Genomic DNA, 12,423 nt, shown 5'->3' with positions numbered 1-12,423 from the left:
GTCCATCATTCCCTTGATTGACCCTATTGTCACCCCCTAACGATCCCTCATCAATATATGCAAAATGCCTTAGATGGTTGTCCTTTCCTGCTATATTTTATTTTTAAATAAAAAATTGAAACGTTGTTTTGAAAATGTGAGCGAGCTGCATTTTTCTTTCCTTGAACTCAAGTACTATTCGAACTATCAAAAACATCGCCATTGGGCGCTGTGTAAAGAGAAAGAGAAGAGAGTAGTAACTTCATGACTAACAACGTTATTTTGCCAGAGCTGCCGGCCACACTGGATGAGCAACGCGTGTTGAATCATCTCCCGGTTGTGGTAGACGCCATCAAAAGAAACATTCCTAAAATTGGCGAGCGAAACCCTAAAATCGGTACAGAAGACAACCAATGGCAGTACTGCGATCAGTTTGACTGGGTGTCGTCTTTCTGGACGGGCGAGCTTTGGCTTTGTTATCAGATGACCGCGCAAGAGCCATTTAAAAATAGCGCCAAATTGCGTAAGTCTTATTTTGCCGACATGCTGCTTGACCCGTTTTGGCTCGATCATGACTTAGGGTTTCAGTACAGCTTAAGCTGCGTTGCGGATTACAATCTAACAGGCGATGAAGAATCCAAGATGATGGCCATTCGTGCCGCAGACCACTTAATTCACCGTTTTAGAAAGATTGGTGGTTACATTGTGGCATGGAACGATACGCACCCATTGGGGCCAGAAATTACGCAAGGCAAGTCGATCATCGATTCATTGCAGAATACGGCATTGCTGTTCTGGGCTTCAAAGGTGACAGGGTCACCTGTATATGCGCACGCGGCGAAACGTCACAGCGAAACGTTGGCTAAATACATTGTCCGTGACGATTACTCCACTTATCACTCCTACAATTTCCACCCGGTGACGCAGGAGCCGATGAAAGGCGAAACGTTCCAAGGATACGCAGACGAATCATGCTGGGCTCGTGGTCAATCATGGGCGATTCATGGGTTTGCGCAAACCTATTTGTATACAGGTGAAACGCATTTCTTAGCGTTGGCGAAAAAGCTGGCTAAATACGCGGTAGAGCATATAACGCCAGACGGCGTACCCGTTTGGGATTACTCTTTGCCAGCGCATGAAATCCAATATAAAGACAGCTCTGCTGGAGCCATTACAGCGGCTGGCTTATTGTTGATTGCGCAATGTATGGAGGATAAGGAAGAAGCCAAGCCTTACCGAGATTGGGGTATGTTCATGCTTCAAGGTTTGATGGACAGCTGTGATTTAACGGCAGACCACAACGCACTTGGTTTGCTGGCGCACGGCGCTTCGTTTGTAAAAGTCGGGTTGTGCGACAACATGCTTCCTTATGGTGACTACTATTACCTTGAAGCCTTAATGCGGGCAAACGGATATCAAAAATTCTTTTGGTAACAGAGTCCTTTGTTAACAGAGTTCTTTGGTAACAGAGATCTTTGGTAAAGAGTCTAAAGTGGGCGACACCAGCCCCTTTTGTAAGCGGTTTTCTATCAAGTTCTGATTGAGCTTATATCCAGAGTTTATCCGATAGTTTTGGAGCCTATGATGACAACACATGCCTCTCGTAAAGGTCATATGACCCTGCCTGTTGAAACCGGTCAGGAAGACGTAGTTTTGGATTTATTTCAGCGTTGGCAGGCAGATGCCCTTCGCGATAGTGATGGCACTACGATGCCAGAGTCTTTAGCACAGCAAGACAGCGACATTTATTCTGTGATGTGTTTGGTACGAGCGGATCAAGAATTTGCTCAACAGCATCCAGAATACCTTCATCGTAAATATTTGATGTCGTTTCCTGTAACCGCGATGTCCGAAGACGTCGTTATTCAGCCGCTCGATGGTTACAGCAAAGACAAATATGAACTTGATGACGACAGCGATCCTAAAACGTGGTGGGAGGTGCGAAACCGCACGACTAATGAGGTCGTCAATCCCCATTTCTGGACGTTTGATGCGCCGAAGCAGCAGGTTACGGTGAGTGAGGCAACGCCTTACCATGAATATACGGTAACGTTCATGGCTCGCCAAGTGTGGGACAGCGTGTCCATGTATAACGCCCTAACAAACGACTGGAAAGGTCCGAGAATTAAAAGCCTAGATCCGTATCACCCCGAGTGCCGAGCACACTTGATTAACCATTTTGCCCGTTGGCTTGAGACACACCCGAACACGTCAGTTGTTCGCTTTACGACGTTCGCATTTTTGTTTGTGATTGATACTGGTGAAAAGAATCAGGACATTTATCGAGACTGGACGGGTTATGGCGAAACGGTCAGCCCAAGAGCGTTGCAAGATTTTGAAAAGCGCTTTGGTTACGCATTGACGCCAGAAGATTTTGTCGATGCCGGTTACTATAACGGGACGTACAAAGTCCCTTCAACGCGTTACCAAGACTGGATGACTTTTGTGCAGGATTTTGTGGTCGACTTTGCTGGGGAGCTGGTGGACATGGCGCATCAAGCAGGCAAAAGAGCGGCCATGTTTCAAGGGGATCACTGGATAGGTACGGAACCTTTCCTAGAGAGTTACCAGAAGATTGGATTGGATATCAATATTGGTGCGGTTGAAGATGGGGTGGCATTGCGTCGTCTTACGGATTCTGTTGGCGATCAGACTCGAGAAGCGCGATTCTATCCGTACTTCTTCCCAGATGTGTTTCGCGAAGGCAACGATCCGGTTATTGAATCGATGTCCAACTGGACCAAAATTCGTCGTGCCATGTTGCAAAAACCGCTAGACAGAATTGGCTATGGCGGTTACCTGTCGCTTGCAAACCAGTTCCCACGCTTCATCGATCATGTCACGGAGGTTTCGGCGCAATTTGGGGAATACCTAGAACATACTCAGCGAACCGAATCACAAAAACTTCCGGGCAAAATTGCCGTACTCAGCGCATGGGGTAAAACACGCAGCTGGCTGCAAAACCAAGCGAGAGACCAGCGATTTTACGTTCCGCCTCGCCCCGATGTGATGGAATTTGTTGGCAATAACTTATTGGAATGTTTGTCTGGTTTGCCGTTCGAAGTGGAATTCATCAGCTTTGATGATATGGCGGAAAAAGGCATCTCTGATGACATCAAAGTCATCATTAATACGGGGGATGCAAATTCAGCATGGAGTGGCGGAGAACACTGGGATAAACCTGAAATGTTGGTGGCGTTACGTAAATTTGTGGCACAAGGTGGTGGACTATTGGGGGTGTGTGACCCTTCCGCGTACCAGAAAAACGGGCGTTATTTTCAACTTGGTGATGTGTTCGGACTGGAAAAGGAAACGGCACTGACAATGGGACGTGTTGCCTTGCCCGTTCAAGTGAACCGAGATCATTACTTGTTTAAGCAGTTAAACGGCAATATAGATTTTGGTAACCCAAGTTATGTGTACCCTCAAGCAGAAGACATTGATGTGATCGCGGCTCAGGGGCAGCATTTGGCGTTAGCTGCCCGTTCTTATGGACAAGGTCGCTCGGTGTACCTTGGTAATCTCCCTTTTTCAACAGATAATGCTCGCTTACTTCAGCATATTCTCATTTGGTTGGGTAAAAATGAGAATGAGGATCATCCATGGTTGTCTTCACACCCAGACGTTGATTGTGCTTACTTCCCAGAAACGGGGAAAGCCACCGCTGTGAATTTCAGTCATGAAAGCCAATCAGTAGAAGTGCGAGATCATTTGGGTAACCTTCGGTCAATTCAGCTTAAACCTTATGAGTGGTGTTGGTTTTCGTAAGTCACTTTATAATTAAAATGCCGAAATAGAGTTAAAAACACCTCAAGATGCCTGAAAATTAAGCCATTGTTGCTGAAATTCGTATCTTGAGGCTGTTTGGGTATATACCGCCTTCTTAAGCCGGCTCTAACCTGAGTTTGCTTATTCGATCCCCTTAAAAACTCATCTCAAAGCGTCGATAGAACATGTCTCATATATGAGATGCGTTACATCGCAAAACTCAACTCGATCAAGATCGGAATTCCATTTTTTATATTTTGAAATGGTGTTTCTTTATTGTGTTTGGTACGGTCTCAATTGAACTCAAGCCAGCAACTTTGGCATGAGATAATAATACGATAACGTCATAATTTTAAATCGAACTAAGTTGGCTTCTAACGCTGATTTTCTTTGGAATTTCAGTATCAATGTACCCTACAAATCAGGAAGCACTAATGATAAATACACTCGCCTCCAAGTACATAAAACGCATTTGTATCGTGCCTGTTTTACTGGCTAGTCAGCTGGCACTTGCTAATGATATTTCTACGTTAAAACAACGTGTCGCACCCAATTACGCTGAGCAGGAAGCGGCCTCCGCGACCAGTAAAGGTGAAACACTATCGGGTATAGTCCAACAGTACATTTCAACCCAAAACAGTGATGGCAGTTGGCCCGATATTGATTACAACGCAATGGCAGTGAATGAAAAGCCGATTCGTGATCATTTAGATCGGTTAAAAGCACTCGCCGCGGCACACTATCTGGATATGAACCCACAAGCATTTCAAGCTGTGATTAATGGCTTAAACCATTGGTACGCCGTGAGTCCTGAGAGTAACAATTGGTGGTGGAACGAAATTGGTAAACAACTTCGTCTGGGACCTATTGCCATGATGCTTGGTGATCAACTTCCTTCAGATCTTACTACAAAGATCGCTCAAGACATGCCAGATAACCCAAGTCGAACAGGTGCAAACCGTACCGACCTTTCTAAAGGCGTGATTTGGGGCGGATTGTTAAACGGCGACACTGCCCAAGTAGGTCGAGGGTTAGATGGCATTGAAGAAACCATCGTGGTTACCAGCGATGAGGGTATTCAAGCCGATTTCTCTTTCCAGCAGCACGGACCGCAACTTTACACACGCGGCTACGGAGAGGTGTTCTTTGATGCGGCGTCTTTTTGGGCATATCAGGTTCGCGATCTTTCTTGGAAATTCATGCCTCAGAGCCATGAGCTATTAGCCAACTATTTTCTTGAAGGTGTGCGTTGGTCAAACAGCAAAGGTACGCTCGATTACAATGCAATGGGACGTGGGATCGCACGAAAAGTGACTCCGAATACGTCCAATTTGATTAAACAAGCAGACTATATTGCCGCTTTAACCCCGCAACGAGCGGCAGAAACTCAGGCATTTAAGCAACATATTCAAGGTGGTCATTCGGGGCTGAACGGTTTCAAATCGTTTTGGCGATCCGATTACGCGACGAAGGTTGGTGCAAATCATTTCATTGGAATTAAGATGAATTCTGCACGCACTGAACCGACAGAGGAGGGCAATGATGAAAACCTACTGGGCTATTGGCTCGGTTTTGGTAGTACGTTCATCATGCAGAGTGGTGATGAGTATCATAACCTATTTCCAGTGTGGGATTGGGGACGTATTCCAGGGGTTACGGCACCCTATGTAACACTTCGGCCTAAGAGATGGGGAGGAATTGAACAGAAAACCACATTTGTTGGTGGTGTTTCTGATGGCAAATATGGTGTTGCTGTTATGGATATGGACATCCAAAGCACTCAAGCTAAAAAGGCGTGGTTTAGCTTTGACGATGAACTTGTTGCCCTTGGGGCAGGCATTTCCTCTACTCACAAAAACTACGTGAGTACAACAATCAACCAGACGCGTCTAAGAGGGGCTGTTACGGTGGACGGAACCGTCTATACACAAGGCAGTCGTGAATTGGTGGAATCGAGCTGGGTACATCACGATAATGTCGGTTATGTTTTCCCAGCACGCTGGTACGGTCACATGGATAATCAGGCTAGGTCAGGTAACTGGCGTACCATTAGCGCAGGGCAAGAAGACAAAGAGATCACAGATAATGTGTTCATGCTGCGCATTGGTCACAGTGTGCAACCAACTAACGCGACCTATCAATATATTATCACACCTAATAAAACGGTGGCTCAAACCGAGCAATACGCATCTGCGATTCCTGTTTCGGTATTGAGTAATACATCGTCGATTCAAGCGGTGCGCCACAACGGACTAAATGTCACAGGGATTGTCTTCCACAATGCGGGATCACTGGAATTGACCAATGGCTCTACTGTATCGGTGACAAAACCCAGTGTTGTACTGGTTGATCAATCTGGTTCTGTTGAAAAAATCACTCTGTCTACTCCGGGAACCGGCACGGCAGTTGGTATTACCTTCAACAATGGTACGTCTTCCAAATCCACCACGGTTAACACCTCTGAGAGTGCAAATCAGCTAGGAGAAAGTGTGGGCGTGAGTTTCCCATAATTCGACCTACAGAAGCGAAAGCTTGAGAGTAACCTCTGCTCTAACCGAAACACAAAAGCCCCTAAAACGAGAACGTTCAGGGGCTTTTTTATCAGTCCATTAATGCTTGCGCGTCAATGGACGGTTTTCTTTGTTACTTACTTTACTTCTACAGAGCGACCAACACGGCCATTTGTTGCAACAGTGCGAACTTTAACGCCTGCAGTGACCGTAGGCTGGTTAGAAGCATCGTACTCAGCCCATGTTGTACCATCCACAGAGTATTGGATAGTTAGACCAGGGAAGCTAGAGTTAGCAACCAATTTGCCTGCTTCAATTTTTGCACCTGGTACAGGTAGGCGGTAGTAGACGCCTGCTTGATCCAGTTTCGCCAGTTCTTTGTAGCCCAATGCGTTTGCAAATGCTTCCCACTCAGCATCACGTGTTGCTGTATCTACGTGAGTTGTCCCTACAAACCCGTCAACGTTAGACTTGAAAGTGGCCGATGCATCGTAATCCAATTCCCAATCCGCTTTAGACCATGCGCGTTCAGCCATCGCAAGAACACGAGGGAATGCCATGTAATCTTGTTGACGTGCTGTACGGATAGTTTCAGACCATAGGTGACCTTGGATACCTTTGAAGCTTCTGTTCAATGCAACACCGCCTGCAGCGTACTCCATAGGTGCGCCCATACGGTCGAGCATGGTTTCAGAGTTTGCTGGTAGGTTTTCTGGCATGAACCCAAATACTTCACGAGTATCAGTTTCACGAGAACCCCAGTAATATCCTGGCTCCGCAGGGTCTACTTCGTACGGGAAGTCGAAGTAAGTGGTATCTGGAGAGGCCACAACCACTTCGTAGCCTGTGTTAGCAATGGTGTGTGTTTCGTTTGCACCACCCCAGAACAATGTGCCCCATGCGTAAGCCGACGTTCCTTCACCTGCTAGGGTGTATGGGTTGATGTACTCACCGTGCTTCAATCCATCGTTCCATGCAGCCAGAGTTAAACTGTATTTCTCTAGGATCCAGCTAATACGTTGGATGAAATATGGGCCCAAGTCATCGACGTTATTAATACCATTCCATTCTACGGCAAACATCGCTTTACAGAGAGGAGATTCAACCCAAGCGCCCGCTGTTTCATCGGCACCAATATGGTAATCAGTCAGAGGTTGGCCCGCGTTACGGTGTTGATTAACGATTTCGCCAATCACTTTGTCCATGAACTTGAAGCTCGATTCCATACATGGGTTGATGGTGTTATTGGTGTAGTTCTGAACAGAGAAGTACTTAGTGGTGTCATTTGGATCGGTGAGCAAATATTCTTCTGCTTTTGCCAAGTTACCTTGTGCAGCGTAAGTTTTGTAACGCGCTTCCATGGCAACAACGGCCGCTTTGGAGTGACCCGGCATATCCATAGATGGAATGACTTGGATATTACGAGCGTTCGCGTAAGCCAAGATTTCTGCGTAATCGGCTACAGAGTAGTATTGTTTTTCTGCGGCTTGATCAGGACCAGAACCTAGCTGAGGAAGTAGACAGCTTGTTTCATCCAAATCGTGGCAGCGTTTTGCGCCCACCTCTGTTAACTCAGGCAGCCCAGGGATTTCTAAACGCCAGCCTTCATCATCTGCAAGATGGAAGTGGAACTTGTTCATCTTGTACGCGGCCATTTGGTCTAGGAACTTAAGAACCTGCTCTTTCGTTTGGAAGTTACGAGAAACGTCCATGTGCATACCACGGTAGTCGAAGCGAGGCGCATCGTAGTCTACCGTTACTTTTGGAAGTTCAGTGCTGCCAACAGTAATAAGTGAAGCAAGAGATTGAAGCCCGTTGAATGCACCGTAGTTATCACGACCCACAACTGTTACGCCGTTCGCATCAACTTGCAATGTGTAAGCGCCTTTTGTTTCACGCCCGATGAATGCTTTGTGACCAGCGTTTCTGATCACCTTAACTTCAACACCCGCGTTCGTCGTTACGCCAAGTTGAGCAAGACGAGCATTGACGGCTTCAACTTGGTCTGCACGAAGCGCATTGTTGACGACTTTTAGGTTGAGACCAGCGGCAATATTGATAGAACCCGTTTGGATGGTGAGTTCAACCGGTGTTGGAATAATGGAAGCGGAAACCGCAGACTGACCTAGATCGGCAACGTCTGAGTTTTTATCGAAACGAGATTGAGCGGTGGCAACCTTAGTTTGATCGCCAGCGAAACGACGCCATTGATCCGTATCTGCTGGGTTATTACTGATGGGGGTCAAGAAACCAGATAAGTCTTCAAAGCCCGTATCGGCTTCTTTAACAGCGGTGTTTTTAATTAAAACGCCTTTCAATCCTTCAGAGGAAATATAATAATTTGGCATGAAGTCGCTATTTACGATCTGCCAGTATTCTGCATCATATTCAACAGTTACAGATTCGCCTGGTTGCAAGCCTTTAAATTTCTCTGTTGGAGAAACGCGATGCAAATCACCATCAATATGGGTAATGGTAAATAAATCACCACGCGTGTCTAATATACGGTGAATACTTGAGAAATACATATCCCAATCGGCATTAACAGCATTGGTGCTTGTATTTGTGATGGTTACTTCTGCACGGTAGCACAGTCCCCAAGGACATTCTGCTTTTGTGTCTGTAGGTTGGTTGACGACAAGTGAAGTGGATACATTCAGAGAGTCGGCAGTGGCTTGAAGTCCTTGTTGTGTTTGAGCGTAAACGCCTGAACTAGCAAGGGCTAGTGCCATGGTCAAAGCAGTTACTTTAAAGTTCAAAACTCAATCCTTAATGTTTTCATACGTGTTGAATCAATGTCAGGTTACGACATAATTCTGTTGCCAGAATAAACCTGAGAATATTGATGAATTTGTCATTGCAAACCCATTCCTGCTTCCTATTTAGTTAAATTATCAAGAGACTTTCAATCGTTTAATTCGCGAAGAGAAATAAAAATAGTAAAAATAAGGTGCGCAGCAAACAAAGGAATGAAAATTGTAATTGATAGTAATAATATTAGGGTGCGAAATTGATTTATAACAATTTTTGACTAGAAAATGATATTTATATGTATTAATTTTTTGTTTATAAATTAATCATCTTTACTCAGGTTGCTAAGTGAAAATATTAGCGATTCATGTTCATTATTTTTTCATTTCTCTTATTTTAATGCGTTGTTTTACTGCTATTTCAGAATGCATGACGTTATTAGGGGAAAACGGGCTGAATATCACAAAATTATATGATGATTATTATCATGGTTATTTTATTTAATGAAATAGCTCGCAAACTATAAAAACACTTCTTTCTAATGACATCGAGTGTATACGTTAGTTCTACGCTTACTTTCGAATTATTTTGGAAGAAGGAAATTCAATGAAACGTTTAATAGGGTCTTTAACGTTAGCACTTTCATTTTCGTCAGTCGCTTTGGCTGCTGCGCCACCGGTTATCACGTGGGAACCGGGCAAGACGAGCGTAACGAATGGCGATGTCGTTATTTATAACAACATCTGTTACGAAGCGAAGAACAGCCCAGGCACATGGGATTCTCCGGGAACCAGCGCTTGGTTTTGGACGGAAGTGCCTTGCGATGGTACGCCCCCAGTCGACCCCGTCGAGCCGCCTAAACCGGATCCAAATGGAACAACGGTAATTCCTGATGGCAACGGTGGTTACTTAATGCCTCGTTCAGAATTGCTGGCCCGTGAAACCAGCTTAACAAGCACGCCGCTGTTTGAATTGGTTCGCGCTGATATCCAAACGTTGGACAACGCCTCTGTCGAAGCAGTATTACCACTTCTTTCAACTAACCCAGAAAACGTGCAACGAGTGGAATCGGTAGTGAATGAAGCGATGTGGGACTTTTTATTCCCAATTCGCAATGAACAATACACTTACGTCAACTTCCTGAAGGGCATTGCGAAATTCCCTGCGTTTTGCCGTACCTATACGGATGGCCGAAATTCAGACGAAATCTGTAAGCGTTCGCTGGCCACCATGTTTGCCCATTTTGTGCAAGAAACGGGCGCACACGCTCCTGGTTGGGAAGGTGCGAAAGGTAACCCTGAATGGCGTCAGGGCTTGTACTTCCTGCGTGAGCGTTACAAATCTGAGGACGTTTACAACAGCACCTACAACGCTTGCACCGGTTGGCAAGGAGACCGTTGGCCATGTGCACCTCAAAAAAGTTACTTTGGACGTGGTGCGAAACAGTTAAGCTGGAACTACAACTACGGTCCGTTTTCTGAAGCCATGTATGGCGATAAAGACGTACTGCTTAAAAATCCAGCGTTAGTTGCAGACACTTGGTTGAACTTGGCTTCTGCGGTGTTTTTCTATGTGTACCCACAGCCTCCAAAACCAAGCATGTTGCATGTTATCGACGGCACTTGGCAGCCAAATGCGGCAGACAAAGCGCAAGGTATTGAATACGGTTTTGGTTCTACCATTCAAATCATTAACGGTGCATACGAATGTGGAAAAGGCTCAACCACACCTCAAGCCGCGAATCGCATTAAGTACTATAAGCAGATCGCCGCAACATTAGGCTTAGATATCACGGGTGAGAAACTGGATTGTGCAGACATGAAAGCGTTCAATACCGATGGTGCCGGTGCGATGATGATTTACTGGGACAAAGAGTGGGGTTGGGATGCCAATACACCAGATAACCATGCCTTCAGCTGTAAACTGGTGGGTTACCAAACTGCCTACAGCGCGTGGTTTAGTGGGGATTACGAAAACTGTGTTGAAAAGCACTTTAACCTAAGAGCAACAGACGCAAATGGACAGGTGATCCCAGAGGGTCAATAGTCCCTTAGATCGTGTTTGCCGCGAAAGATTGAGGTAGGTCGCAATTGGGTCTACTTTGATCTTTCGCTGTACTTAAATGCGTTCTGCTGCATGTTGGCGCCGTTCGTGGTCGAAAGTGCATGAATACGGTGGGTATGATTTGATTCCCTTTGGAACTGCCGTTAAAGCCCCAATTCGCGGCAATTGGCTTTGCATGGGATGCCGAAAACCGAGCTCTTAAAGAAGAAATCGGACACCTGAAATAACCTCACCTCTGGATAATAGAGTGCCTTTCTAGCATCTCTAGCATCGTGTTTGCGTGGTCCCGTATTTGCTTAGCTATTCTGTTTATCCTAGCCAATGTGTTTGTTCTAGCCATTGTGTTTGTTCTAGCCATTGTGTTTACCCTAGCCAATGTGTTTGCCCTAGCTACTGTGTTTATCCTAGCCACCGTGTTTATCCTAACCACGGTGTTTGTCGCTAATGGTGTTTGAATCCATGGGTAATAGGCGAGCTATTGATGTGTCAATTCGCCTTGCGATGAACAAAAACCTCAGGCTAAAAAGGAAATAAAACACATGTTCCGCTTAATTCAATGAGTTATGCTGTTGCTTATCCCAAGATGAGGTCAAATAAGCCCAAAGATGAGGTTAAAAAGAAGCGACATGGAAACCGTTTTGATTACTGGGTTTGAACCCTTTGGTGGCGCTGCCATAAATCCCGCGTTGGAAGCAGTTAAACAATTGGAGGGCAGGGCACTGAAAGGGGGGCGTATTGTTACCTGTGCGGTTCCTGTTGTGAGATACGAATCGGTCGATGTGGTGAAAAAAGCCATTCAAACGCACAATCCAGATATTGTGATAACGGTTGGACAAGCGGCAGGGCGGGATGCCATCACACCGGAAAGGGTGGCGATTAACCTTGATGACTTTCGTATTCCCGATAATGGTGGATTGCAGCCGATAGACGAGCCAGTGGTGGCTGGGGGACCTGATGCGTACTTTTCTACTCTACCCATTAAAGCGATATGCCAAACTTTGAGTGAACACGATATTCCCGCGACAGTCTCAAACACGGCTGGAACCTATGTATGTAATCACCTTTTTTATGGTGTTCAACACTTTCTTGCTAAGTCCAATACTCGCCATGGTTTTGTCCATATTCCACTGTTGCCTGAACAAGCGGAAGAGCTGAATATGCCGGGTATGCCGCTGAATACGATTATTGAAGGACTGGTTCTTATGGCTCAGGTTTGTATCGACCATCGTCAGGACATGAAAGTGTCGGAAGGAACGATTTGCTAATGGGTGATTTACGCTTCAGCGTGAGATGCATTGAGCGATCGGACTGGTTAGAAAAGCCAGCTGGGTTCAGCTGGCTTTTTGTTTAG

General features: G+C 45.7%; 7 protein-coding genes. 6 read left to right on the top strand and 1 reads right to left on the bottom strand.

The features are described 5' to 3' along the window. The first annotated feature begins 243 nt into the window (after positions 1–243). The 3 genes from HC752_RS11755 (at position 244) to HC752_RS11745 (ending at position 6,257) form a co-directional block, all read left to right on the top strand. Positions 244–1,413: a glycoside hydrolase family 88 protein gene (locus tag HC752_RS11755; RefSeq protein ID WP_190335310.1), complete on the top strand. Its 1,170-nt coding sequence runs from the start codon at positions 244–246 to the stop codon at positions 1,411–1,413. Positions 1,414–1,563: 150 nt separating this feature from the next. Then, complete coding sequence (gene gnpA / locus HC752_RS11750) at positions 1,564–3,747, top strand: 1,3-beta-galactosyl-N-acetylhexosamine phosphorylase (RefSeq protein WP_190335368.1); 2,184 nt, start codon at positions 1,564–1,566, stop codon at positions 3,745–3,747. Between the two features lie 434 nt (positions 3,748–4,181). Beyond that, positions 4,182–6,257 (top strand): polysaccharide lyase 8 family protein, encoded by a 2,076-nt coding sequence (locus HC752_RS11745; RefSeq protein WP_190335309.1) that lies wholly within the window; start codon positions 4,182–4,184, stop codon positions 6,255–6,257. A gap of 137 nt (positions 6,258–6,394) precedes the next feature. Here the strand turns inward: HC752_RS11745 and HC752_RS11740 are convergent, their stop codons facing one another. Continuing rightward, entirely contained in the window at positions 6,395–9,016 is a 2,622-nt protein-coding gene (locus tag HC752_RS11740; RefSeq protein ID WP_238930502.1) for a beta-N-acetylhexosaminidase, read from the bottom strand. A 598-nt stretch (positions 9,017–9,614) separates the two neighbouring features. Here HC752_RS11740 and HC752_RS11735 point away from each other — a divergent pair. The 3 genes from HC752_RS11735 (at position 9,615) to pcp (ending at position 12,337) form a co-directional block, all read left to right on the top strand. Beyond that, positions 9,615–11,054 carry a glycoside hydrolase family 19 protein gene (locus HC752_RS11735; RefSeq protein WP_190335308.1) on the top strand — a complete coding sequence of 480 codons (1,440 nt, stop codon included), beginning with the start codon at positions 9,615–9,617 and terminating at the stop codon, positions 11,052–11,054. Between the two features lie 290 nt (positions 11,055–11,344). Further along, on the top strand, positions 11,345–11,527 hold the full coding sequence (locus HC752_RS11730; RefSeq protein WP_190335307.1) for a hypothetical protein: 183 nt from the start codon (positions 11,345–11,347) through the stop codon (positions 11,525–11,527). 171 nt (positions 11,528–11,698) lie between these two features. Beyond that, positions 11,699–12,337 (top strand): pyroglutamyl-peptidase I, encoded by a 639-nt coding sequence (gene pcp, locus HC752_RS11725; RefSeq protein ID WP_190335306.1) that lies wholly within the window; start codon positions 11,699–11,701, stop codon positions 12,335–12,337. Positions 12,338–12,423 lie beyond the last annotated feature (86 nt).

It is taken from the genome of Vibrio sp. S9_S30, from assembly GCF_014694455.1.
Classification (GTDB): domain Bacteria; phylum Pseudomonadota; class Gammaproteobacteria; order Enterobacterales; family Vibrionaceae; genus Vibrio.
This window is presented reverse-complemented; position numbering and strand designations above follow the sequence as displayed.

Bases quoted from the DNA above. Each gene is read 5' to 3' on its own strand.
- HC752_RS11745 (WP_190335309.1), top strand. From the start codon at position 4,182: ATGATAAATACACTCGCCTCCAAGTACATAAAACGCATTTGTATCGTG.
- HC752_RS11735 (WP_190335308.1), top strand. From the start codon at position 9,615: ATGAAACGTTTAATAGGGTCTTTAACGTTAGCACTTTCATTTTCGTCA.
- HC752_RS11755 (WP_190335310.1), top strand. From the start codon at position 244: ATGACTAACAACGTTATTTTGCCAGAGCTGCCGGCCACACTGGATGAG.
- gnpA (WP_190335368.1), top strand. From the start codon at position 1,564: ATGACAACACATGCCTCTCGTAAAGGTCATATGACCCTGCCTGTTGAA.
- pcp (WP_190335306.1), top strand. From the start codon at position 11,699: ATGGAAACCGTTTTGATTACTGGGTTTGAACCCTTTGGTGGCGCTGCC.